Below are 24,977 nucleotides of genomic sequence, written 5' to 3'. Positions count from 1 at the left end.
TCTGTATATACTACCAATATTAATACGGTTTGGTTACGCTGTAGTGAGTGACCAATTATACAAAATACTCAAACATTTGAAAGTTCATATATTTAGGGTAATAATATATTTTTATCACCGATGATTGATAATCATAGCGTCTACTTTTCAATTTCATTTTATTAAGCCTAAAACTTATGACTCCAGCTATCGATCTTGCCAAAAAACGTAACCTTGATTACCAAGTACACGAATATACTCACGACAGCAATGCCGTATCGTTTGGTTTAGAAGCCGCAGAAAAACTTGGCGTAGCGGTGACACAGGTGTTTAAAACTCTAGTGGTGACCACTGATACGGGTGTACTTGCTGTGGCGATATTGCCAGTTGACAAGACACTTAACTTTAAAAAAATGGCTAAGGCGCTATCTTCTAACAAATTGCTATCTTGCAAAAAAGTACAGATGGCTGACCCCAAACAAGTAGAGCGTAGCACAGGCTATGTGTTGGGTGGCGTCAGTCCACTGGGTCAAAAAAAGCGACTAAAAACCGTGATAGATAGTACAGCTCAAGATCAGGCCACTGTCTATGTAAGTGGTGGCCGCCGCGGTCTGGAGATTGAATTGCCGCCTGCACAGTTGGCCGCGACGCTTGATGCTTGCTTTAGTGGTATTACTGATGAGTAAAATGTTATACGGTGGCTATCATCTGCCTATTACAAAATGGCCATGTCGACAATTTCGCTAAGCATATTTATGAGTAATCTATACTGGGTTCGCTTGTATTGAAAATACTTTGGCGCAAGATTGTTGTAGATTGACCATAGCGATGAGGCGTAGACTTATACGCCGGTTTATCTATTATTTTTATCTACATTTAAGGACATGCTCATGCCACATTTAACCATTCAAGTAACACCCAACGTCAGTATCGCTCACGAAGAATCACTACTCAAATCGCTAAACAAAGCATTGTGGGATAGTGGTCAGTTTAAGCTGCCTACTGATATAAAAGCACGCATTGTACCTATTAACTCATTTCTAGTAGGTGTTGAAGACGATGAACAGGCCAATGGATTTATTTACGCCCACCTAAAGCTGATGAGTGGACGCGATATGGCCACTCGTGATCAGTTGGCTGAGCTGTTGGTTGCTACTATCGAGGAAAAAATAGGCGCAGAGCAGTCAGGGCGTGCGGCATTGCAGATATGTGTAGAAGTTGAAGAGATAAGTGCGGTGTATCATAAGAAAATGCTTGGTAGCTAACAGTACCTGCCTTTTCAAAAACTGTTTGGTTGAAAAAGCGACTGCTTAAAAAGGTGACTGCTCGTAGGCTAAAGTTACCAACGTTAAATGATTACAATCATTTGCATAAAGGCTGACTGGCATACGTTGGTAGTACCATTACTTCCACTTTATAACCCGCGATTTTGCCTTCGGTAGCCATAAGATTGCGGGCGATACGCAACCGATATGTGCCCGTCGCAGGTAAACAGCTTTGATAGACTATACCGCCTTTGCTCCCATCTTGCGTACCATTTGGCATATGTAATACGCCGACATTGGCAGTCTCAGATGTTCCCGCAAATGGGGTAATATTTATCACGGCATACTGTCCATTTGTAGCGTCAAAACGATACCAGCGTTCATTGTCATTGGGATTTAATTTACCAGTGATGACGCTACTAATAGCACCTTTTGAAAAACGAATAGGGGTATCGCTATTTTTAGCAATCGCACTATTTGCAGACATACTTGCTAGTACCATGCTAATTACCAATGTTTGCATACAGCGTGTGGCTAACGCGGTAGCTTTGTAATAGGGTATTGGCATAGCTTGCTCCTAAAACTGTTCATTGCTGTGTATTCTGTATAAGTAGATTTTCAGTTAAGCATAAAAAAGCGCCTAAATGATAGGCGCTTTTTTATTGATCATCGATGCAGTATTAGTCTAAGAAAGCAAAGTGATCGATTTCCATTGATGTCATGCTTTCGCTTGGGGCAACCATCGCTTCTGCGTGACCAGACGTGCGTGGTAGCAACTTATCAAAGTAGAATTCAGCAGTCTGAATTTTTGCTTTGTAGAATTCTGGTGCTTCTGTGCCGCCATTTTCTAGCTTTTCATAAGCGACCGCTGCCATACGAGCCCAATGATAACCCATCATCACATAGCCCGAGTACATTAAGAAGTCATCTGACGCTGCTGAGATAATTTCACGATCTTTACGTGCCATCAGCATCAAGCGTACCGTCAAGGTGTTCCACTCAGCACACAGTTTAGTTAGTGCCCAAACGAATTTACGCATTTCTTTATCGAGTGCGTACTCGCCACACCATTTCATGATGCTTGACGTGTAGTCACGGATAATCTTACCTTTAGACTGTAAGATAACCTTACGACCTAGTAGATCAAGTGCTTGTACGCCAGTAGTCCCTTCGTACATCGTTGCAATACGAGCATCACGAGCGATTTGCTCCATGCCCCATTCTTTGATGTAGCCGTGACCACCATAGACTTGCTGACCATGCTTAGCAGCTTCGATACCTAGCTCAGTTAAGAAGCCTTTTAGAATTGGCGTATAGAAGCCCAATTTGTCATCCCATTTTTCGAACTCTTCGTCATCGCCATTAACGATACCTTGTGCCATTTTGTCGGCATAACGTGCTGAATGATAAATCATTGAGCGACCGCCTTCAGCAAAGGCTTTTTGCGTCAGTAGCATACGGCGTACGTCGGCATGATGGATAATAGCATCAGCTACTTTTTCAGGATCTTTAGTACCAGATAGCGTACGCATAGAACGGCGTTCTTTGGCATATGGCAGTGCATTTTGGAAAGACAACTCAGTATGCGCCAGACCTTGGATACCAGTACCGATACGAGCCGTGTTCATGAATGTGAACATGGCTTTTAGGCCTTTGTGCGGTTCGCCGATTAGATAGCCGACTGCGCCATCAAAGTTCAATACACATGTCGAAGATGCGCTGATGCCCATTTTGTGCTCGATTGAACCACAAACGACGGCATTGCGCTCGCCAGCTTCACCTTCAGCATTCGGGGTGAATTTTGGTACGATGAATAGTGAAATACCGCGCGTGCCTTCTGGTGCATTTGGTAGGCGTGCTAGGACGATATGGACGATGTTATCTGTTAAGTCATGCTCACCGCTTGAGATAAAGATTTTGGTACCGCTGATTTTGTAGGTACCGTCATCTTGTGGAATGGCTTTTGATTTAACTTGACCCAAATCCGTACCACACTGTGGCTCAGTCAGACACATGGTACCTGCCCATGAGCCTTCGACCAACTTAGGTAAATACAGGGCTTTTTGCTCGTCAGTACCGTACTGAAGCAATGTGTTGATACAACCTGTTGATAGACCAGGATACATCGACCATGACCAGTTAGCAGTACCGATCATCTCAGATTTAATAAGGTTGATTGACGTTGGCAGATTCATACCACCGAATTCTTCAGGGTATGAAATACCTTGCCAGCCGCCTTCTACAAACTGGTCATAAGCCTCTTTGAAGCCTTTTGGCGTGGTCACGACGCCATCTTTAAAATGACAGCCTTCTTCACCACCTGATTGATAGAGCGGGGCAATGACGTTTTCAGCAAAATCAGCCATGCCTTGTAGAATCATGTCTACAGTTTCAGGATCAGCGTTTTCGCCGTTGTCTAAGCTTTTATAATGCGTCTGATAGTCAAATACATCATTAATCAAAAATTTGATATCACGTAAGGGGGCTTTGTAAGTTAACATAATCGCTCTCTTTGGTTGGTTCGCTATCATAGGCTTATGGCGCAGTATTTGAGCCAGTGTTTATGTAAGCGATCTTTACTTTTTTTAAATCGAGGTAGACACTATTGTCGGTCGTCAGGTGGACTCATGAAGAACAGCTCATTCGTTATGAGGGTCGTCACGTCATCCTTGATAAAATTTGGCTGTTATGGCGTTTGTATGAGTATAAATCTTATATGCGCACAAATATATAACTAATAACTAATATTCATAATTTATATGTTAATTAATTACTTTTAGTTTGTATAGGTAAATTGTATCTTCGCTTGAAATTACTCTATAAAGGGCTATGTAGACTCATCTAAATTCAAAGAAAAATGGACTTATCAAATAGGAAAAGCCATTTATGAGCACCTCAAAAAAGCAACAGCGAGCCTCTTGGTTGAGCGTACTATTAACTCGTATTAAGGGGTTAATCGATGGTGAGCTAAGTCATTTACTGACAGTCAATCGCAGCCATCGACCATGGCATATGCCAATCATCGCGGCGATTGCGATTAGCTTTCCGGTGTTTGTAGGGGCTTATTTTGGTGACTTATCTTCAGGTATCAAAGCATCGCTAGGCTCGATGATTATTCTAAACCTACCATTTACAGGCGGGCTACCACATCGGCTAGTGACGGTCATGGCTTGGGGGTTTGCGATGATACTCAGCTTTGCACTGGGGCTGATCGCGCAGCTGATGCCAGTGTTGCGGCTGCCTGTGTTTATGCTGATTGGGATTAGCGTGGTGATGTTAGGTCGTTATTATCGGCAACCACCACCAGCGGGATTGTTTGTATTGATGGCGGGTGCGATTGCGCTATTTATCCCCGTGCCGATTGATCAAGTGCTCTCAGCGATAGGGCTTGTGATATTGGGTAGTGGCTCCTCGATGTTGCTAGCGCTACTCTATAGTTTGTTCTTATTGGCGACGCGTCCAGTTGCTTCTGTACCTGTCTATGACTATCAGCCTGATATGATTAGCGATAGTCTGATCGTGGTAAGTTTCGTTAGTTTGGCGTTGGTCGTTGCTGTTCTGTTAGAGCTGCCTTATCCCTACTGGGCAGCGATGAGCTGCTTTATTATCACCCAAGGTATGCAGCTACGAACCATGTGGATCAAACAGTTGCATCGATTATTGGGTACATTGGCTGGCATGGGCGTAGCGGGCTGGATGCTGTCTTGGGGACTATCAGGATGGAGCATCGCTATAGCAATACTATGTATGATGTTTTTGATTGAATCGTTTGTCGATCGGCATTATGGACTGGCGGTAATATTTATCACGCCGCTGACGATATTTATCGCCGAGTATGGTAGTACGATGTCAGTGCCACCAGTCGCTGGAGACGTTATCCAAGCGCGTATGATTGATACGGCGCTCGGCTGCGTGATTGGATTGAGCGGTGGTCTGGCGATACACTCTACGCGATTGCGTGTACCGCTGCGCCGTTTTGAAAATTGGCTATTACTACGTTTTAGTTAATAGGGTAGAGCTTTGCAAAGACTTTTCTTTGATTAACTGTTTTTATTTAGCGCTGTTGTCGCTTGTGCTACATCGATAGTATGCCCAGTCCAACGCTCAAAACTTAAAGCAGCTTGACCGATAAGCATACCGTAGCCTTCAGAGGTCTGTGCGCCGCGAGCGGCAAAATGTTGTAAAAACGGTAGCGGACGACCATACATCATGTCGTAAGCGTACTGACAGTTTAGAGTATCATCTAGCGGCAACGTATCACCTGATAAACCAATAGAGGTGGCATTAATGATGATATCAAAAGAGCCACTGAGTTCATTGGTCGCGCAAACCTCGATATTTTGGTCATCAATCACTGAGCTAGCCGCACTTAGCTCATTTACCAAATCGGCTGCCTTAGACACGGTGCGATTGGCAATCGTGAGAGAGCCAATACCTGCTTCAAGTAATGGCAATATTACGCCACGAGCGGCACCGCCTGCACCTATTAGCGCCACACGAGCATCGGTCAGCGGCCAGTCCATACTCATAATGTGATTGATAAGACCTTGTCCATCCGTGTTATCACCATAGAGTGCTTCAGTGATTGGCACGCCGCTTTTTAATAGTGTTTTGTTCAACAGTAACGTATTGACCGCGCCTGCCGTTTTGGCATGTTCTGATAAACCACCACGCTTCGCACAGCAATCATAAGCCACTTGCTTAAAAGGAACCGTTACATTGGCACCCACACCGCCACCGCAAAAAAACGCCTCAACGACAGCCGTAAAACTGGCGGCATCATCAGGGCAGTACTGACGCTGATAGCTAATATCAATCCCTGCTTGTATAGCAAACTGCTTATGAATCTCAGGAGATTTACTATGGGCGATTGGATTGCCAATAACGATAAAGTGTTGGGTCATAAATAGTCCGCTGGCTAGAAAATAAAAATACTATAAAAGAAGCAATAAGTGGCGCTCAATCATCATAAGGGATAACGCTATGATTGACAAACCAAGACACTATCACCAATCAATGATTAGAAAGTGACAGCGTTAATCAGAGGCTGCCTTATCGCTTTTGAAAATAAATTGTGACATTGAGGCAAACATACTCAAAACACGCGCAAGCAATTTTCTACTTTCTACTAAAGAGAAGGTCGTTTTAGTACGTTATATATTTAACAAATCTGTACTCTCGGGGAGTGCTCCGCGTAACGTAAAAGGTAGTCAAGTGCTGAGCAGTTGGGTAAACTATAAAATATGGAAACCTATATCAATATGCTGTAATGACTGCTAGATTATAATGTTTGTGAAATATGCCCTTTATTGAAAACTATTCGTTATCAGCGGCGTTCCTGCCAGCTCGTTAATACTATTTCGAGATCAATCTAAAAGTGTGAGTAAATTATCCATGTGGAATCCTAACCTACAGACCCTTCTAGTCGGTACGATAATGGCCGTTGGTGTGACGCTCAGTGGCTGTGACAGCACCAAAGAAGATGCTCCAAATCCAGATGCTGAGACCACTGAGCAGGCAACGACGAATGAGCCAGTACAGGACAGCGCAAACAATCCTGACCTAGATGGTGCCACTGCTCAGCAAGGCACGCCAGTGAGATATGATGTCGCAGCATGGGGTACGGATAAGGTTGAGTCGCTCGCTGTGGATGAGTTAGATAGTATAAAATCGGTGTTTGGCGAAGTGATGAGCACTGACGAAAACAGCCTAGACTATGCCAGTAATCCAGCGGCAAAATATCGCTTTATGAAAACGGACGCGCCTTATCTAGATATCATCGACTCTGAAAAATATCTAGAGCTTGGCTGGTACTATGCCAATCCTACTGATACAGACAAAGAAAAAGAGCTGAGCCAAAACCACGCCAAAAGAGCCTATCAGCTATCACGTCAATTGATGGGCGATGATGGCGGAAAAATGGTTGCTGATATGCTCAATAGCCAAATCATCAAAAATAGAATCGTCGGTGGACAAAAAATAGAGCTGGCAAAATGTGAGTTTTATAGTTGCATGCTGGTGATAAATAAAGCCGCTACTCAAACAGACAATAGCTAAATCATGACCGATACGATGTCAGTGCCAAACGGCTGGGTGTGTCTGTACCCACAAGTCAGCAGTTTGATCGAAGATAATAGGTCGACTAGCCAAACGGTAACGATGTCTTTAGATAATCGCGGGCTGGCATATGCTGATGGGTTTTTTACCACCATGGGTGTCATCGATGGGTTGATACTATGGTCAGATTATCATTATCAGCGGCTTGTCTCTCATGCTGAAGCCTTGCAGCTAAACATAAATAGCGAAGAGCTATTAGCAGTACTGCAGCTGTATGCCCAGCAGTTAGAGCAGGGCATGCTAAAGCTAATAGTTACTCGCGCTGCGCAGAATGTACGCGGTTATGGTTATACACCTAATGCAAATGGTAGCGACTGTGAGATATGGCTAAAGGCTACCGCAATGCGAGTTTCTACTGCGCTGCAATTGTCTTTGCCTAATGGAAACTTGGTACCTATCCAACCTAATGCTTCGGCAATATGTTTGGCTTCTCAGATTGCTTGCTTACCGCCACCGCTAGCAGGTCTCAAGAGCCTTAATCGTTTAGATAATGTCCTCGCTAGTGGTGAGCTACAACGTATAAAAGCTGAGCCATTGGCATCAAATCTTGCTTCAACACTTGGTGAAGGTTTGCTGCGCGATATGAGTGGGCAGTGGGTTGAGGGTACGATGAGTAATGTATTCTATCAATTGGCAGAAGCACCACTATCAGAATCCAAAACTGCCTCTAGCGTTCATAAAGACAATGAAAACTACCTAACCACCGGTCAGTGGTACACCCCTTCTATGGCTCAATCGGGTGTCGCTGGCGTCATGCGTCAGGTAATTATAGATGCACTATCCACGACGCAATATCCAGTCATAATCAGGTCGCTACGAGATGAAGATTTGCCTAAATTAACGCAGCTTTTCTTTTGCAATGCACTGCGCGGTATCATGCCAATGAGCAGTCTGACGTTATTGTCAGGTGATGTTGTGGATTTTGAATCTGCCTAGCTGTTATTGAAAGATATTGAATTGGGTATCAATAAAATCATCTGGATATAAAACCACTTGCTCATTTCTATACATTTCTTGCGCTTTCAAAAGCGCATTTTGCTCATCTTCAGCATTTACTTCCACGATATTACTCAGCGTTTCCAAAATCTCTATTTGAAATTTTTGTGTTGCCTTCTTATTTTTTTTCATTGTATTCACTTTCATTTCTCACAAATAACTTCAGTCATCAATACCAAGTAGATTAGCAAAAGCCCTCAAAAGAAGTGATCGTCTTTTGTTGCGTGGTCTTGTGTCTTAAAGCAAATCGATCAATGCTGCTTATCTAATAAGGAGATAAGCCAATGTACGAAGTTTATGAAGATGAAAGTATCCCGCTACAAATCCGTCGTTTGATGGTTTTTGATGAAATCTGTAAATTAGCGAAGAAAGAACCTGATGAAATTATTCATTTATCAAAATTTACTCAGTTATCACTAGGAGTTATGTATCTAAAGGATTTCAAGAAATTTATAGCCTTTGGTGGTGTGTTTGAGTATGCACAAACACCCGAAGAAGTTATTGAGCAACGTATTCGCGTTTTTCCTAATGACGAGCCAGTAAAGTGTGCGCTGACTGTTAATCTAAAGCAGTTTACTCGCCCAGCTAGTACACCTATACAATTAGTGTGGTATTGGAATAAATATGTAAAGAATAGAATGCATGCTTATGTTGACTATCGTGAAGAAGTTTTTTTTCGGATAAATGATGAAATTGATTCGGATTACCCACCGCATAAGTTTCATGACCGTCTAGTTGCGACAGCTCGTCTGCCACTATGGGATGATAGAGATGAGTTAATTGCAGATGTATACCGTGACAATCAAGGCGAACCTAGACCTGAACGTTATAATGAAAGGCGTCTGTTATAATTCGAAATAATTACTATGTTATACGAAACTCATAATTAAGTTACTACTTATAGTTATAGCTGCTAATAAATTTTAGCGGCTGTAATATTATGATCTTGATACTGTGTTTATATGACGTATCAGCCTTCTTACATAAATCATCACTAGCCTTTGTGGCTCCGTTAATTGAAGTTAATGCACTGGTACTTTCGCAAGAAGTCTATTGAGTGATGTATATCTCCAATAACATTCTTCATAATTGATCGTCTTTTGTTAATGAGTATTGCCTACTGATGTTAATCGATCAATGATTGCATTCTATCCAATATTATCTAACAGGGGATAATAAATGCGTACTACCTATGAAGATCAACGAATTCCACTACAAGTTCGTAGATTGATGATATTTAATAAAGTTTGCTGTGCAGCGAAAAGAAACCCTGATGAAATAATTCACTTCCCTTGTTATTCACAGATAGCATTTAGTATTGTTTATTCTAAGAAAGATAAAAATACACAGCATTTGGGAGTGTGTTTAAGTATGCGCATACCCGTCAAGAAGTCATTGAACAAGGTTTAGATAAACAGTTTCATGAAGATACTGTGATGTGTGCAATCACAACCGAAAGACAAGCTTTTACTAAAGCTTCTCGCACTCCGTTAGGGCTGCTAATGAGCTGGAATAAACAGGTGAAAAATCGAGCTTATACCTGTCTCGATGGCAATGTGAAACACTTTTTCAAAGTAAATGATGAGCTAGAGCTAGATTACCCTCCTCATAAATTTTACGGTCGTTTGGTTGCTGCCAAAGGTTTACCATTATGGGATGATAAGTGTTTTTAGTATAATTTTCGATAATGACCACGGCTTACAAATTCAATGATGCCTTTATCTCGTAATACTTGTAACTGTTGGCGAATTTTATCTTTTACGTGGTTGTTTTCAGGATGTTTGAGCTGCAGTTCACTAGCAAAAGCATAAACTTGATTGAGAGAAAAACTGACATCGAGACGGTCGATACATTGCCAGACATCGAGTGTCCAACCGCGTGAAGCCATAGATTGCTTGCGTAAAAATAAAGTCTTTTGGAACTGTTGGGTAACGCTTTCACGCGGTATAACTTGTTGGTCTTTGACCAAAAACACTTTGCCTGATTCGGGTACGTGGCGTAAGTCAATATTGCAACCAACCCAACCTGCTCGTTTTGCCGTCACTGATAAGGGTTTACGCTTAACAATAATATCGGGCGTAAAGAAATGCTTGGGAATAATCAAAAAATTATTCACGGTAAGCTCTTTTGAGTATGTCAGGAAGAAAAAATTAGGATTGTCTGCACTATTTATACGTTCAATCATGGTCTTATAAGCACCATCATTAATGATGTTACTTAATTTGGATTTCTTACTTTTTAGCTCATATTGCTCACTACACTGTGCGCAATAAAAATCAGCCACAGGCTTGCCGTTTGTAAATTCTGATAATGGTTGGGTGTTACAGTTAGGGCAGTAGCTATTGGTTGCGACCCAGTCTTCACTCAATACTCGAATTATCTGGCTAGGTGATTTATAGTTTTTGGCAAGACTTTGATTGAAATGTAGACTCATAAGATGTTTTCATTATTGATAGATAGGCTAAGAATATCGAAAAAGTGTCTGAGTATTAAGCCATATAAATAAGATTCAGCGCTAAGATAATTCATAAGCTAAGCAAATACCATTGAAAATCGCACGGTTCAGTGCTAAATTCTAGCAAACATCTGCCTCGCGAGTTGCCATGAGCACACCTACACCCAATACGCCACCTGAACGTCCCAATGAGTCGCCATCAAACACCCAAGATGGCACAGTTGAGGAGCGTGTCGACACCACATTGCCAGACACGCAGCCAGTGGTAAATGAGGTGGAAGAAACATCAGCAACGCCAGCAACCAACGTCTCACTCATCAGTGGTGAAAACAAGCCTCGTCGTTATAGAGTGAACAACCCTTCGTTTTTTATGCAGCGCGGCTATCAAGTGTTACTCGTGTTGGGGCTCATTGCTGCGTTTTTATTAGCGATGGTCTATCAGACATTGTTTGGGCGTATTGAACAACCCAAGCAAATGGTCACTATCGAAAAAGGGCAGACCTACTATGGACTACTGCCGCAGTGGCAGCAGCAAATCCCGCTGTTTTCAGCAACCGTGGCCAAGCTGTATATCAAAGCGCAAATGGCGGGGTCTTTGCATGCAGGGACGTATCAATTACCAGAAAATCCTACCATCACAGAAGCGCTACAGATACTAGGGCAAGGTGCCAAAGCTGCCGTCATAAAGGTACAGATTATCGAAGGTAAAACCTCTAAAGATTTGTATCAAGTGCTGCGCGATAATGACAAAATTAAAAAAGAAGTACTGACCGCAGATAGTGACAATGCGAGTATTGCTAGCGCATTGGAATTGGCTGGTATATTGCCAGATAGCGTGACGAACAGTGGCGACTCTATTGTTCATTATAACCTCGAGGGCTGGTTTGCTCCTGATACTTACTACTATAGTGAAGGTACGACGGACAAAAAAGTGCTCACTGACTTGTACAAGCGCCAGCAGCAAGCACTGACCGATGCATGGGAAAATCGTGCGCCGAATCTGCCTTATAAGAGTCCTTATGAAGCGTTAGTGATGGCGTCTATTATTGAAAAAGAGACCAGCGTTGCGGATGAACGTCCTTTAGTTTCTGCTGTATTTAGAAATCGTTTGAATAAAAACATGCGTATGCAGACAGACCCGACTATTATCTACGGTATGGGCAGTCGTTATGATGGTAATATTCGCCGTAAAGACATCAATGAGAAAACGTCGTACAATACCTACCAAATTGATGGTTTACCGCCAACGCCAATTGCGCTACCATCAGCGGCCTCTATCGAAGCGACCTTACATCCTGCCGATAGTGAAGCGTTGTATTTTGTGGCAACAGGCAATGGCGGGCACAAATTTACCAATAGCTTGGCTGAGCATAATCAAGCGGTAAAAGATTATCTCAGTGTCATGCGCGAGAAAAAGTCTCAAACGCCGCCGCAGTAATATTCCTTCTTAATCTTCTTAAAAAACTTATCGTTTATTGAGCGCTACAAAGTAGAGGTAGCGCTCATCAATGACATAAGGTCATATCATGTCAGTATCTATGCACACCAGCGCAACACCGTCACATACCAATACATCATCATCGAATCTACCTGAATCAAGTGCTTCAAATACGGAGACGGCACCTACTTTAGGCCGCTTTATTAGTTTTGAAGGGACCGAAGGCGTGGGCAAAACCACCGCGATTGAACAGCTGTGTTTGCGGTTAGAAGCTAATGGCATTTCGTATCTGCGTACTCGTGAACCGGGTGGTAGCCCATTTGCCGAGCAATTGCGTGATATATTATTAGATCCAGCGACTGATATCGAAGACGATACCGAGCTGCTGCTATTGTTTGCGGCGCGCTGTGATCACATGCAGCAAGTCATTCTACCAGCGCTCCAAAATGGTACTTGGGTAATATGTGATAGGTTTACCGATTCTACTATCGCGTATCAGGGCTTTGGGCGTGCGTATGGCGACGAGTTGGTACGCGGCAAAATCGATTTGCTTATCAAACAATTTGTGACGCAGCTTCCTGAGCTGACATTGTGGTTGGATTTGCCAGTAGCAGAGGGCATGAAACGTGCCAATAAGCGCAGTGCAGCAGATCGTTTTGAGCAGCAAGCTACCGAGTTTTTTACTTGGGTGCATACTGGTTTTAGTCAGCTTGCAAGTGATTATCCTGAGCGCATACAGCGTATTGATGCATCGGGCAGTACGGATAATGTGAGTGCGCGTATATGGCAGACTGTTATGGACAGATTCGATATCAAATAATTAGGTTTTGCTAAGTAGGTTTGTAGATTTATAAGGCAGCTAGAGGTATCGATAGCCAGTTAGCCAGTCAGTTAGCCAGTCAGTTAGCACTAATAAAAAGCCCCAGCATATTGCTGGGGCTTTTTGTTAAGGTAAATATTTTATCTTTAAGTCAATAAGGCAGATAACAATGCACGTTATTTGTTATCTATTTTTACACCATCAGTAGTAGCGATAGAAGCGTCGCTATCCTGAGCAGAGTCAGGTAGACGATTTGGGTCAAGCGCCCCTTTTTTGTTTTTAGGCGCACTACCATTGCCATTACTATTCGTAGAGGTTTTGGTCTTCGAAGTCGCTGTCGAATTTGCAGACATGACGCCTTTATTATCCATATTAGTAGCAGACGTTTTTGGCTCTTCTACTGGCTCACTTTTCTCTACAGTAGTGCTAGAAGGTGACTTAGTCTCGGTGCTACTGCTTTGGGTAGCTGATGACTGATTAGCAGTGTTTTGCTCATCATTTTTGTCACTATCTACCAAAGACTCTGGCGCTGCTGTTTGACTGTCATCAGGGCTAGGCTCCTGCTCTTTGCGCTTTTCAGGGGCTTTTGAGTTAGACTCAAAGTTAGCATCAGCTGCCATGCGAGCCTGCTCTTGCTTAGGCGTTACATCGACTGGCTTCGGCTGTACTTCATCGTCTACCACTAGCGATATAAGCTTACGGTCACGAGGAACAGTACCATCAAAATTATCGGTGATGACGTGCAGTTTGCCTTCTTTATCTACCGTATATAGCGGTACGAATTGCTTATTATCGGCTTTATATTGCTCAAAGCTGTAGCTATCTGTGATGTTGGTAATCTTAATTCGAGCTTTTTTGGACAGCATACTGGCAAGCTTGGTATAGGTCACATCTTTGCCAAACAACCACTGTGAATGGAAGTTCGATTGCTTATCATCACGCTCGCTTTTGACTTTTTCGTCACTGAATTTGAGACGGTATAGCTTACGCTCACCAAATTCATGACGATAATGAATCTCAGACAACGTGTTCATTTCTTTGTCCATACTCATCGCAAACAAGCGACCAATACCGATTAGATCCAGATGATGATCTGCGTGATCAGAGATGGGATTACCAAAGTAAGTACGCAGACCGCTCATGCGTGCACGTGCAATATTGGTGTAGTTATTGTGTGCAACGATGACGTCGAAGCCTTGGTCTTTGAGAGAGGTAGCAATCAATAACGTAATTGGGTTTGAGCCAACGATAAGAATACCATTGGTCTCAGGCTCACGTACGCCAAGTAAGTTACCGACTACTTTTGCACCTAGACCCTGAATCATGACCGTACCAATGATGACCATAAATACGAGCGGTACAAGTAGCTCTACGCCCTGAATATCATACTCTTGCAAACGAATCGCAAACAGGGATGAGATAGCAGCGGCAACGATACCACGTGGGCCAATCCAGCTAATCATCAGCTTTTCATTGGTCTTAAGGTTCGAGCCGATAGCCGATGCCCAGACCGATAGTGGACGTGCCACAAACATCACGATAGCGAGCAGCACTAGCCCTGCAAAACCAACGCTGAGCAAGCTTGCCAACTCTACACGCGCCGCCAGAATAATGAACAGCACTGAAATCAGCAGAATGGTCAACGACTCATTGAACTCTAAAATCGTCTCACGGGGGAATTTTGGCCAGTTCGCCAATGCCACGCCCAGTACTGTGACGGTCAATAGACCTGACTCATGCTCTAGGTGATTCGATATTGAAAATAAGACCAGTACAAATGCTAGAGTAAACACATTACGCAAAAACTCAGGAATCATATGACGACGCATAAGGAACGCAAGTAACCAAGCGCCCGCCATACCCATTGCAGTCGCCAATACGACAATCTTAGCAAACAGTAGAATACTACTGGCTTCGCCGCCTGAGATAATGTACTCATAGACCAATACCACAGCGATAGCGCCGATTGGGTCAATGATAATACCTTCCCACTTCAAGATGTTGGAAATGGTTTTGTTAGGGCGTACACTACGCAGCAGTGGCATAATGACCGTTGGACCAGTCACACAGACTAGCGCACCGAAGAGTAGAGCAATCAATGGATCGACATCAAATAGTAAATAAGTCGATAGTGCCACGATAGCAATGGTAATCAGTACACCGACCGATACCAGCATCTGTACCACGGTACCATGTTGCTTAATCTCATCGAACTCTAGCGTTAGCGATCCTTCAAATAGGATAATTGCTACGCCCAAAGAGATGAAAGGAAACATCAGCTCGCCCAACACCAAATCTGGGTCAAATACACCCAGCACTGGGCCGACGATAATACCAATCAGTAATAAAAATAAAATGGATGGTTGCTTTAAATACCAAGCCAACCATTGGGCGGCAATGCCAATCCCAACCACGCCGGATAGCAAAAGGGCGGTATCCATAAATTAATCCTTTTATAATCTTGTCATATTTTATATCTATCGATAGCTGTTATAAGATAGTCGCTACCGTTTATTTAACAATAAGTTGTTATCCGTTTTTGTTGTAGCTAGGCCATCGCACTGATAGCCATCATGAATCACAACATAAGCTAGATATGATATAACTACTATAAAGTAGCAAAGACAAAAGCGCTTCTAGATAAATCACAATACGCTAGAAATGCAAAAGATGGAAAACAAGAGTGATGATAGCCAGTTTATAAACCTGCAATAAACAGTCTTATATACAAGCTAACTTTTGTTTGTTTAGTAAAATATTTGGTTTGACATCATACCATGATTTTATTTCAAGCTGATGTAAGCCGTACCTGCTAAAAAGCTATGTCACGGCCATAAAAGTATACGAAGCCCATATGAAATAACGCTGCCTTGGGTTATCCTGCACTATGCAAAAAGCTTCAGCATAATACTTCAAGTTTTTATTTATCATACAGTAGCTGCGTTGGGCATGCACGTCGCGCACAGGATAATAGTGTTAGCGCCATGAAATGTCATATACTGATTGCTGACATGGTTTATTTTTATAAGACACTATTAACCATCTTCTAAAGACAGGCACTCTATAAATATTCAAGTAATGAGTAGTGATAAAAATAAGCGTAAAGTAACGGCTAAAGAGCTATGACAATAGGTTCAAATAAAAGTGCTGCGCCGCATAAATAGACAAGATAAATAGATAAAAGAATATAATTTCACCAAATAGTAACGAATAGGGACATGCCGCTTGGTGTAGTCGCTATCGCTGACAATCATAACGTGGCTGTTAATAACAGCGCTTACTCATATGGAGGACACAAAATGCCTATCAATATGTTCAAAGGACGGACCACTGCCAATATGCAGCAATGGTTACAACGTAGTGCGCTGGCACTCGCTGTTAGTACCGTTATGTTCGCTAGTATCAATGTCACGACGATAAACAGTGCTCAGGCTGCAGTCACTACGGCTGATTTCTCTGGTTTGGTGCAACAAGTCACGCCAGCAGTGGCACGCGTCAATGTCACCAAAACGATTAGTGAAGCCGAGCTCGCTAAGGCTCAGACTGCTGAAGTATTGCGTCAGTTCTTTGGTGATCGTCTACGTATTCCTGATCGAGTCGCGACGCCAGCGATTGAACATGCTTATGGTACGGCCTTTTTTATTACCTCCAATGGATATATGCTGACCAACCATCATGTCATCGCAGGTGCGGACAAAATCACTGTGACGCTTAATGATAGAACCGAGCTTGATGCAACTTTGGTTGGTAGTGACGAGCGCTCAGATGTGGCCGTGCTAAAAGTTGAAGGCAGTCAGTTTCCAGCTCTGCCTATTGGGGACTCCAGTGGTCTAAAAGTAGGAGAGCCTGTATTAGCAATCGGTTCGCCATTTGGTTTTGACTACTCAGCTTCTGCCGGTATTGTCAGTGCTAAATCACGTAGCTTTTCGCGCGAGACCAGTGTGCCATTTATCCAAACCGATGTGGCATTAAACCCGGGTAACTCTGGCGGGCCACTATTTAACCAGCGCGGCGAAGTGATTGGAATCAATTCGCGTATTTTTAGTGGTACTGGCGGTTATATGGGACTGTCATTCTCTATTCCTATTGACGCTGCCATGGACATTTATGAGCAGCTAAAAAATGATGGTGAAGTGGCGCGTGCATATCTAGGAATTTATCCACAAGATATCGATCGCAATCTGGCCGAGGCTTATAATTTAGAGCGCCCTCAAGGTGCCTTACTGACTCGTGTATCACCAGATTCACCAGCACAAAAATCAGGCCTAAAACCTGGTGACATCATTTTGCAATACAATGACGTACAAATCATGGAAGCATCAGATTTGCTGAACTTGCTCAATCGAGCGCGTCCAAGCGACTCCTTCCGTGCACGGATTCAGCGTAACGGTAAGCAGATGGTAATTAACGGCAAGCTCGCTTACGCGCCTAATGATGTAAGAGCACAGAGCGGTGATGAGCAAAATGATGATGTACAATTGGGCTTGCGTTTACGCGATTTGACGGCAGATGAACAAGCAGAAATCGCTATCGATAATAAAACAGGCATATTGGTTACCACAGTGGATCCTACTGGATTGGCCGCGCGCTCAGGTATTCTGGCAGGCGATGTTATTACCAACTTTCATCAAAAGCCGATCGAATCAGTGGCAGACTTTTCAGGTGCTATTGCTTCTCTTCCTAAAAAAGGCGTGGTCACTATAGAAGTTATACGCCAAGGCATTCCTGCTATTATTGGTCTACGTATTGAGTAGGTGTCATGATTAACGCGTGACTGTTAATGTGGCTAATAATGTAACTCAGATTATGGTTCAGGGTATAAAGGCAGCGCGCACGTCAATAATTGTGCTTTCTATTTAGCTTATTAATAGAATATTGTATATTCATGAGCATCGGTACAAGAGGATTGCCTTTTCGATTCTATCGACCTACTATCGATGTGTTGACGATTCGTTAATATTACATAAGAGACTTATCAGCGCACGTTGATTACGCTAAACTGCTCCTTTAATGATGTAAGTATTCATCTACAAGGTTTTAGGCCAGGTTCTATAAATTTAAGCGAAAAATAATACCCATTTTTTGGTACTAAAATTATGTGCTGACTGCCAATTGATTGATAGCGGTCAAATCAAAATATGCTACACTAACGAGCACTCTTATTATTATATTTCTGTCGGCTAGTAAGCAGGCCTTTACTCTTGGTAAATTGCCATCACGATACTGATATCTTAGATATAATCATCTATGATACAAACGCTATTATAGTAAGTAGAGACGCAGCATTAACATCAAGTAAGTTACGCCATCAGCGTTTATCAACGCACACAAAGCAATGGCCACTTGCAAACGACCTATCATGTGACAGCTTTAATAAAAGCTAGGATAATACAGTAAGGCACGGTTATGAGCACAGCATACGACGAGATCAAGACCCGACTACAAGGCTCAATGGTAGCTTTGGTAACGCCCATGCACCCTGACGGTAAGGTCGATTATAAACGTCTCTCAGATCTCATAGATTGGCAGATCGAGCAGGGCACACACTGCCTTGTGGCTGTTGGTACTACTGGCGAATCAGCGACCCTATCTATGCAAGAGCATAGCGATGTCATTCGCTATTTTGTCCAGCATGTCAAAGGTCGTGTACCGGTCATCGCTGGCACAGGTGCCAACAACACGATGGAAGCCATCAAGCTGACTCAGGATGCTGCCGATGCAGGCGCAGACTGTGCGTTGCTCGTTGCTCCTTACTACAATAAGCCGCCACAAGAAGGCTTATTCCAGCATTATCAAGCCATTGCCAAAGCCGTAAATATACCGCAAATGCTGTATAACGTGCCTGGACGTACAGTGGTTGATATCGCTCAAGACACGGTCGAGCGTTTGTGTGACATCGATAATATCGTTGCTATCAAAGATGCGACAGGATCTGTCGGTCGCGGTGAGCAATTGATCAAAGCCGTTGGTGACAGAATGGTTGTGTTATCTGGTGATGACGGCACTGCGCTTGATCTAATGAAAGTAGGTGGCAAAGGTAATATCTCAGTCACTGCTAACGTGGCACCAAAAGCCATGAGTGAGACTTTTTCTGCGGGTTTACGTGGTGACTTTGAAGCGGCTGGTAAAATCCATGACGTGGTCAAACATTTGCACCGTGACCTATTTATCGAATCAAGCCCTATCCCAGCGAAGTACGCCTTGCATAAAATGGGCATTATCGATAAAGGTATCCGTCTGCCATTGGTTTGGCTCGCCGAGCAGCATCATGCGACTATCGATGAAGCATTGGTTCGAGCAAACATACGATAAATTGATATTTAGCCAATTGATATTCGGCGATTTTAGATTTGTTGCTAGTTCGATAATTGATATTCGAGCTAGTAGCAAGTCAACTTATCATGATAAGTCCATCGCCTACATGAGCAATAACTGCTAACTCAGAGAGACAACATGATGACAGTAACATCAAAAACAGCATCATCAACGACAAAATTATTTCCAGCAATGCTGACCTTGGTTTTGGGTAGCACTTTGGTATTAAGCGGCTGTCAAGCGACCAAAAACCTGCTTGGTAAACGTGATAACGGCAGCTTAGATTATCAACAAAGCAAAAAGCTTGCACCGATAGAGCTACCTGCCGCCCAAGAAACGGCACCTTTTGTCCCTTTATATTCAACACCTAATGCTGGGGCAAACACGCTCAAACTACAAAATGAGTCAGGCAATCAGTATCAGCTGCCAAAACCTCAGCGTGCTGTTAGTAACACTTCGAACTAAACTTATTCCCTTATCTATATCGCTGACTGTTGCGTCTTTATCATAGCTGCAAACCATGTATCTTACATCAGTCAGCGGTAGCTGCGCGTTTTTACCACATAAGCTTGAACGAACAGGAACCCCCATAATGCAAAAGCAACAACTGCTGTATAAAGGTAAAGCCAAATCTGTCTATGAAACAGAAGACAATGATCTTCTGATTTTGCACTTCCGTGATGATACCTCAGCGCTTGATGGTAAGCGTATCGAACAATTAGCACGTAAAGGTGTGGTTAATAACCGCTTTAATGCTTTTATCATGCAAAAATTGTCTGATGCTGGTATCGAAACACATTTCGAAAAGCAATTGTCTGACGACGAAGTGTTGGTTAAACGCTTGGACATGATTCCTGTAGAGTGCGTGGTTCGTAACTTTGCAGCTGGTAGTTTGGTACGTCGTTTAGGTTTAGAAGAAGGTCAGGCATTGACGCCTCCAACTTATGAGCTTTTTTATAAAGATGATGCGCTAGGTGATCCGATGGTTAACGAATCACTTTCTGTATCTCTTGGCTGGGCGACCAAAGAGCAATTGGCTAAGATGGAAGAGCTAACCTATCAAGTCAACGATGTATTAAAGGCATTGTTTGATGATGGTGACTTGATTCTAGTTGATTTTAAACTAGAGTTTGGCGTATTCCATGACCGTATCGTGTTAGGTGACGAGTTCTCACCAGATGGCTGCCGTATCTGGGACAAGAACACTAAGAAGAAACTTGATAAAGACCGTTTCCGTCAGTCACTAGGTGATGTGATTGAAGCTTATGAAGAAGTGGCTGACCGTATTGGTGTGCCATTAAAATAAGTATCTGATACTTAGCATAAAATAAAAAACTGAGCCATGTGCTCAGTTTTTTTATGGCATTATATTTATGATGGTCCCCTAGTGAGGACTTGAATATCAAGCTGTAGGCTAATAGTATCAACGTTTTAACTTGCTGAGATAGCCACAGTGTACTTCATGGTGTACTTATCATACATATTCTAATCATGATCGGTGCGCTATACAGGCATCGAACAGTAGGTTTCAGATATAATCTTAATACCTATGAGGTCATTGATTGAAAACTATTAAGTTAGCTTTTGCAATCTCTCCATCGTAGCTTATGTTGAGGGTGCTTTAAGCTATATTCTAGATATGTTTGGATATTTATTTTCTGGAACTTAAGTAGAGGTATAAGTGAATATCTGTAGCATTAGTACTCAAATTAGGAAAATGTCTGAAGCAAAAGTAGATGCAGATATGGGGGCATGGAGAGATGTTTTCAGTAAATTTGATAAAGCAGTAGAAGAATGCTTCGATGTCGATATGTTAGTTAATTGCTTATTAGAAGATGACTCATGGTATATACCTTTTGATTCTAGAATGAAGCTTATGGAAAAAGCAAAATCTTTAGGCGGATGCTCATTGGAGTTTTTGGCAGATTACTATTCATTTAAAACAGCATTTCTAGATCCAGGCAAAGAATATGATGATGCTGTCGCAAAACTAGATGAGCTATTTCAATAGGTTCGATTGGGTTATACCCCAAGGAAACCAGCTATTTCACTCTTCAAACGTATTAATAGACCACTTAAAACAGACTGCCATAATGGAACCACTTATAACAGACTGCAATTCCTATCCATTTATCAACCAGTATCACTCTTTAGGTACAGGCTTGTAGTCTAGCTCGTATAAAAAATCAAACATAGCGCCAACACTGTCCCCGATACCTTATCTTACTTTTATGCTAATTTGTTGGTACTTATTCATATCAATTAGACCATAAAAATAAGAAAAGGTTTCGCTAATGTCTACTGCCTCATCAACCGTTTTGGAGCCTGACTGGTTCACTCGTCCGACCTGTGTGGTCGCTGCTGACCTGATTGGTAAAGTCTTATGTCGACAGCTAACCGATAGTGATGGACAGCAAAAAACGCTACGTATGCGTATCTCTGAGACCGAAGCCTATATTGGTCAAGATGACCCCGCTTGCCATTCACATGCAGGCACTCGAACGGCGCGCACAGAGATTATGTATGAGCAAGGCGGAGTGTTCTATGTCTATTTGACCTATGGTGTGCATCATATGCTAAATTTGATTAGCGGCTCTATAGAGTCGCCTGAATCGGTATTGATTCGCGCTGGGTTTTTGACTGATGATAGTGATCGTCTGATCGAAGAGCAACAACTCAGTCCAGATAAGCAGTTTACACATCCTAAGCAGTTCGCAGGCCCTGGTAAATTGACCAAACGCTTGCAAATTGATCGCGATTTATATGGCAAACCTGTTTCGCCGACATCAGAAGTTTGGATAGAAGATGATGGCTGCCAGCCACCTGTATCACTACGCCCACGTATTGGTATTGATTATGCAGGTGACGCAAAAGAATGGCTGCTACGTTATATATGGACTGATCATCCTTCCTTATCTAAGAACTAGCAAATTGAGACTCAAAACCATTCTATGAGGTAAGCCTATGTATAAGTTGACCGTTTTTATTCCTGATGCAGCGTTAGACCAAGTGAAATCTGCTCTGTTTACTGTTGGCGCTGGGAAGATTGGAAACTATGAGCAATGCTGTTGGCAGGTACAAGGAGTCGGTCAGTTTATGCCATTATCAGGTAGTACGCCGCACATTGGTACACAGGATAGTTTAGAAATGGTCGATGAATGGCGAGTGGAAATGGTGGTAGATGAAGCATTTATCGATGCTACCATTGCCGCGTTAAAAGAGGCGCACCCGTATGAAACACCAGCCTATGATGTGATAAAAGTCTTGGGTTTTTAGTCTTATATAGAAAAATATCAGCTTATGGAGTGTAAGACTTCTCATAAAAAAAACAAATAAGCCACTTAATGACTTATTTGGTTATAAAGTTTTTGATGTTCCAACTGAGTATTAATAGTGAATATTAGTATTTAAAAACTGATTAATCTTTCTTAAGCTTAATCACGTTGTAGCTTGGGTAGCCTAGCTCGATTTTATAATCGTCGCGTCCGCGCTCAGCCTTTATCTTAATCTTACGATCACCATTTTTATATTTGACGTCTTTGACGCGATATCCCATGCTACGGACTTTACTAGCAGCTCGTTGCTCGACAACGGAGACATAGCTGTCTTTGTCGTTCTTTTTGTCTTTATGTTTTTTATGGCCTTTATTGTCCTTATGAGTATGCTCGTAAAGGTCGTCATAGCCATTGTAGCCATTCGGCGCAGTCACACAGCCTGTGGTCACTGCCAATAAAGCTGCGACTATGCTGCCAGTCGCTACCGTTTTTAATGTTGAAAATGATAGAGTTTTCATAATGATTTCCTAGTAATATATCGTTGCTCAATATGGGTAAAAGCTAAACGTACCGAGGTAATTAGCTAAAAATGCTAAAAGTAATCAATCTTTTCTGACTTTGATCACATCTAAATTTGGATAACTCAATAGTATCTCGTACTTCTGTGAACCGCGTTTGGCCTCAATCTCAAAGACGCCGCGCCTGTTTTTTTCTTCAAGCTCGATATCTTCGACACGGTAGCCCATCGCTCTTACTTTGTTGATAGCACGGCGTTTGATAGCTGGGTAACGTGATTCTCTTTTAATAGTGTCTTCGACATCGCCTTTTTTATAGCGCTGACCATTTTGATAATTATCTTTATGCTTGTTTTCTTTATAGCGGTCATTATTCTTTTGCGACTTATTATTGTCCCAGTTATCTGGCCATGCTTTTTTGCTTGAGCTGATGAGTCTTAGGGTAGGGTAAGTATATTTTAGCTCGTAGGCTTGGTTGTTCTTTTTAGCATAAGCCGTAAGAGCTCGATCACCACGGTAACTATCAGCTCTGATATCTATAACTTGATAGCCTTTGCGGCGCAAGTCTTGTCGAAGCTGCTGACTTACGCGATTAAAATTATTGTTTTGGCTATTATTATCACCACGATAGACAGGCTGATTGTCATATCCTGGACCTACAACCGCACAACCCACTGTCGTACCCAATAATGCAACGACAGACCAGTAGATACAGTGGCCTTAATAGAGAAGGGTTTTATCGTTTTCATGAGGCAATATCCTATGATGGTATTAAGTAGGCGATATATGTTGGAAATATCTATATCTTCTATAACTATAAGATTTTAAAGGTATTCTGGCAAATTAAATTAGATCGTAATCAATAAGTATCTCTAGTGATTTATTTTTCGAAATATTTCCTTACATTATCTATAATAGAGTACAAAACTTTGCGCTAGGTGTCATTTGCGTTAATAAGTTGTAATAATTGTGGTAAGTAAAATATATTGTTGTAAGCATATGCTTACACGCAATGACGTTTACGCGACTTAACATACGAGTGAGAGTTAGGCATTATAGTCACACGGCATTAGGGAATGTGACTCAAGGATTGAGTTGACCGCATTAAGGATAATGATTCGATAACTAGCGTCAGGATGACAATAGCGATTGAAGTAAGGACACAGTCCCTTTGCTGATAGCAGCAAGTAATACTGAAGCTGTAGTGTAGTAAAAAGGGCAGGATGCCCAGTATCACAATATACTGAATATTTGTGCAAGGATGCATGAAAAGCAGTCGTGATAGGTAACATGGATAGTTAACAATAAAACCGCATAACAATTGATTGCTATGCGGTTTTATCGTGTCTGGAGAATGGTAATTTGTTTCTCCAATAGCTTATCTGTACAGTATAAATCTGCCATAAAAAAACCGCATATATTTCTATGCGGTTTTTCAGTTTATTCAGTACAGTAGTTATGCAGCGGATAAGTATGCAACGAATATATTAATACTTGTTTTCTACACGCCAATCGTCTACTTCACGCTCTGCATCTTCTTTGGCATGGCCATAACGCTCTTGTACGCGGCCTACTAGCTTGTCACGGCTACCTTCGATATGGGTAAGGTCATCATCTGTTAGCTCGGCCCATTTTTGTTTAACTGAACCTTTCATTTGGTTCCATTCGCCTTTTAGAGTATGTTCGTTCATTGTATTATTCCTTTTATTGAACTTGTTGTGTTTGATTTATTTCTTAATCACTATTTTGATTCTTATTTCATAATATCGATTACTGATAATACTATTTAATTTTTATTCTAA

At 42.2% G+C, this 24,977-nt stretch carries 25 protein-coding genes; 16 read left to right on the top strand and 9 right to left on the bottom strand.

The genetic code is table 11. The annotated features are described in order from the left end of the window. Positions 1-176 precede the first annotated feature (176 nt). Together ybaK and CXF60_RS04125 are read left to right on the top strand one after the other, a co-directional pair. Entirely contained in the window at positions 177-665 is a 489-nt protein-coding gene (ybaK, locus tag CXF60_RS04130) for a Cys-tRNA(Pro) deacylase (protein ID WP_102090904.1), read from the top strand. Positions 666-869: 204 nt separating this feature from the next. Continuing rightward, complete coding sequence (locus CXF60_RS04125; protein ID WP_102090903.1) at positions 870-1,244, top strand: 5-carboxymethyl-2-hydroxymuconate Delta-isomerase; 375 nt, start codon at positions 870-872, stop codon at positions 1,242-1,244. Positions 1,245-1,341: 97 nt separating this feature from the next. Here the strand turns inward: CXF60_RS04125 and CXF60_RS04120 are convergent, their stop codons facing one another. Together CXF60_RS04120 and CXF60_RS04115 are read right to left on the bottom strand one after the other, a co-directional pair. Further along, complete coding sequence (locus tag CXF60_RS04120; protein WP_102078847.1) at positions 1,342-1,812, bottom strand: hypothetical protein; 471 nt, start codon at positions 1,810-1,812, stop codon at positions 1,342-1,344. Positions 1,813-1,924: 112 nt separating this feature from the next. Further along, positions 1,925-3,745: an acyl-CoA dehydrogenase C-terminal domain-containing protein gene (locus tag CXF60_RS04115; protein WP_102090902.1), complete on the bottom strand. Its 1,821-nt coding sequence runs from the start codon at positions 3,743-3,745 to the stop codon at positions 1,925-1,927. A 385-nt stretch (positions 3,746-4,130) separates the two neighbouring features. Here CXF60_RS04115 and CXF60_RS04110 point away from each other — a divergent pair, with 385 nt between their 5' ends. Continuing rightward, positions 4,131-5,252: an FUSC family protein gene (locus tag CXF60_RS04110; protein ID WP_102090901.1), complete on the top strand. Its 1,122-nt coding sequence runs from the start codon at positions 4,131-4,133 to the stop codon at positions 5,250-5,252. Positions 5,253-5,284: 32 nt separating this feature from the next. On the opposite strand, the gene aroE is transcribed toward CXF60_RS04110, so the two are convergent. After that, positions 5,285-6,148 carry a shikimate dehydrogenase gene (gene aroE / locus CXF60_RS04105; RefSeq protein WP_102090900.1) on the bottom strand — a complete coding sequence of 288 codons (864 nt, stop codon included), beginning with the start codon at positions 6,146-6,148 and terminating at the stop codon, positions 5,285-5,287. 490 nt (positions 6,149-6,638) lie between these two features. Here aroE and CXF60_RS04100 point away from each other — a divergent pair, with 490 nt between their 5' ends. After that, the gene (locus CXF60_RS04100) at positions 6,639-7,301 is read left to right on the top strand and encodes a hypothetical protein (RefSeq protein ID WP_102090899.1); all 663 of its coding nucleotides are present in this window, start codon (positions 6,639-6,641) and stop codon (positions 7,299-7,301) included. Positions 7,302-7,304: 3 nt separating this feature from the next. After that, entirely contained in the window at positions 7,305-8,297 is a 993-nt protein-coding gene (locus CXF60_RS04095) for an aminotransferase class IV (protein WP_228707036.1), read from the top strand. 3 nt (positions 8,298-8,300) lie between these two features. Here CXF60_RS04095 and CXF60_RS04090 read toward each other — a convergent pair whose 3' ends face one another. Continuing rightward, positions 8,301-8,489 carry a DpnD/PcfM family protein gene (locus CXF60_RS04090; RefSeq protein WP_102090898.1) on the bottom strand — a complete coding sequence of 63 codons (189 nt, stop codon included), beginning with the start codon at positions 8,487-8,489 and terminating at the stop codon, positions 8,301-8,303. Between the two features lie 152 nt (positions 8,490-8,641). Between CXF60_RS04090 and CXF60_RS04085 the strand changes: the two genes are divergently transcribed. Together CXF60_RS04085 and CXF60_RS04080 are read left to right on the top strand one after the other, a co-directional pair. Then, the gene (locus CXF60_RS04085) at positions 8,642-9,208 is read left to right on the top strand and encodes a hypothetical protein (RefSeq protein ID WP_102090897.1); all 567 of its coding nucleotides are present in this window, start codon (positions 8,642-8,644) and stop codon (positions 9,206-9,208) included. A 510-nt stretch (positions 9,209-9,718) separates the two neighbouring features. Next, complete coding sequence (locus CXF60_RS04080) at positions 9,719-10,030, top strand: hypothetical protein (RefSeq protein WP_102090896.1); 312 nt, start codon at positions 9,719-9,721, stop codon at positions 10,028-10,030. On the opposite strand, the gene CXF60_RS04075 is transcribed toward CXF60_RS04080, so the two are convergent. Further along, positions 10,027-10,791 carry a DpnI domain-containing protein gene (locus CXF60_RS04075; protein ID WP_102090895.1) on the bottom strand — a complete coding sequence of 255 codons (765 nt, stop codon included), beginning with the start codon at positions 10,789-10,791 and terminating at the stop codon, positions 10,027-10,029. The genes CXF60_RS04080 and CXF60_RS04075 overlap by 4 nt on opposite strands. 169 nt (positions 10,792-10,960) lie before the next feature. Between CXF60_RS04075 and mltG the strand changes: the two genes are divergently transcribed. Then, complete coding sequence (gene mltG, locus CXF60_RS04070) at positions 10,961-12,250, top strand: endolytic transglycosylase MltG (protein WP_102090894.1); 1,290 nt, start codon at positions 10,961-10,963, stop codon at positions 12,248-12,250. A 100-nt stretch (positions 12,251-12,350) separates the two neighbouring features. Further along, on the top strand, positions 12,351-13,070 hold the full coding sequence (gene tmk, locus CXF60_RS04065; RefSeq protein ID WP_102090918.1) for a dTMP kinase: 720 nt from the start codon (positions 12,351-12,353) through the stop codon (positions 13,068-13,070). Positions 13,071-13,246: 176 nt separating this feature from the next. On the opposite strand, the gene CXF60_RS04060 is transcribed toward tmk, so the two are convergent. Beyond that, positions 13,247-15,511, bottom strand: a complete 2,265-nt coding sequence (locus tag CXF60_RS04060) for a cation:proton antiporter (RefSeq protein ID WP_102090893.1) — start codon at positions 15,509-15,511, stop codon at positions 13,247-13,249. A 948-nt stretch (positions 15,512-16,459) separates the two neighbouring features. On the opposite strand from CXF60_RS04060, the gene CXF60_RS04055 reads away from it, so the two are divergent. The 7 genes from CXF60_RS04055 (at position 16,460) to CXF60_RS04025 (ending at position 22,661) form a co-directional block, all read left to right on the top strand. Beyond that, a complete protein-coding gene (locus CXF60_RS04055; RefSeq protein ID WP_416376864.1) occupies positions 16,460-17,824 on the top strand; it encodes a Do family serine endopeptidase in 1,365 nt (454 codons plus the stop codon). A 652-nt stretch (positions 17,825-18,476) separates the two neighbouring features. Further along, positions 18,477-19,382: a 4-hydroxy-tetrahydrodipicolinate synthase gene (gene dapA / locus CXF60_RS04050; protein ID WP_102090892.1), complete on the top strand. Its 906-nt coding sequence runs from the start codon at positions 18,477-18,479 to the stop codon at positions 19,380-19,382. 141 nt (positions 19,383-19,523) lie between these two features. Beyond that, positions 19,524-19,850 carry a hypothetical protein gene (locus CXF60_RS04045; RefSeq protein WP_371548286.1) on the top strand — a complete coding sequence of 109 codons (327 nt, stop codon included), beginning with the start codon at positions 19,524-19,526 and terminating at the stop codon, positions 19,848-19,850. Between the two features lie 127 nt (positions 19,851-19,977). Then, on the top strand, positions 19,978-20,691 hold the full coding sequence (purC, locus tag CXF60_RS04040; RefSeq protein ID WP_102090890.1) for a phosphoribosylaminoimidazolesuccinocarboxamide synthase: 714 nt from the start codon (positions 19,978-19,980) through the stop codon (positions 20,689-20,691). A 411-nt stretch (positions 20,692-21,102) separates the two neighbouring features. After that, positions 21,103-21,396: a hypothetical protein gene (locus CXF60_RS04035; RefSeq protein ID WP_020443287.1), complete on the top strand. Its 294-nt coding sequence runs from the start codon at positions 21,103-21,105 to the stop codon at positions 21,394-21,396. Between the two features lie 283 nt (positions 21,397-21,679). Continuing rightward, positions 21,680-22,312 (top strand): DNA-3-methyladenine glycosylase, encoded by a 633-nt coding sequence (locus tag CXF60_RS04030; protein WP_102090889.1) that lies wholly within the window; start codon positions 21,680-21,682, stop codon positions 22,310-22,312. A 37-nt stretch (positions 22,313-22,349) separates the two neighbouring features. Continuing rightward, the gene (locus CXF60_RS04025; RefSeq protein ID WP_102090888.1) at positions 22,350-22,661 is read left to right on the top strand and encodes a YqfO family protein; all 312 of its coding nucleotides are present in this window, start codon (positions 22,350-22,352) and stop codon (positions 22,659-22,661) included. Between the two features lie 142 nt (positions 22,662-22,803). Here CXF60_RS04025 and CXF60_RS04020 read toward each other — a convergent pair whose 3' ends face one another. From CXF60_RS04020 to CXF60_RS04010, 3 genes are all read right to left on the bottom strand, one after another. Then, the gene (locus CXF60_RS04020; RefSeq protein WP_102090887.1) at positions 22,804-23,178 is read right to left on the bottom strand and encodes a hypothetical protein; all 375 of its coding nucleotides are present in this window, start codon (positions 23,176-23,178) and stop codon (positions 22,804-22,806) included. Positions 23,179-23,262: 84 nt separating this feature from the next. Then, entirely contained in the window at positions 23,263-23,850 is a 588-nt protein-coding gene (locus CXF60_RS04015; RefSeq protein ID WP_227673355.1) for a hypothetical protein, read from the bottom strand. Positions 23,851-24,662: 812 nt separating this feature from the next. Then, entirely contained in the window at positions 24,663-24,866 is a 204-nt protein-coding gene (locus tag CXF60_RS04010; RefSeq protein ID WP_057758006.1) for a CsbD family protein, read from the bottom strand. Positions 24,867-24,977 lie beyond the last annotated feature (111 nt).

Source organism: Psychrobacter sp. 4Bb, assembly GCF_002836735.1.
Taxonomy (GTDB): Bacteria; Pseudomonadota; Gammaproteobacteria; order Pseudomonadales; family Moraxellaceae; genus Psychrobacter.
This window is presented reverse-complemented; position numbering and strand designations above follow the sequence as displayed.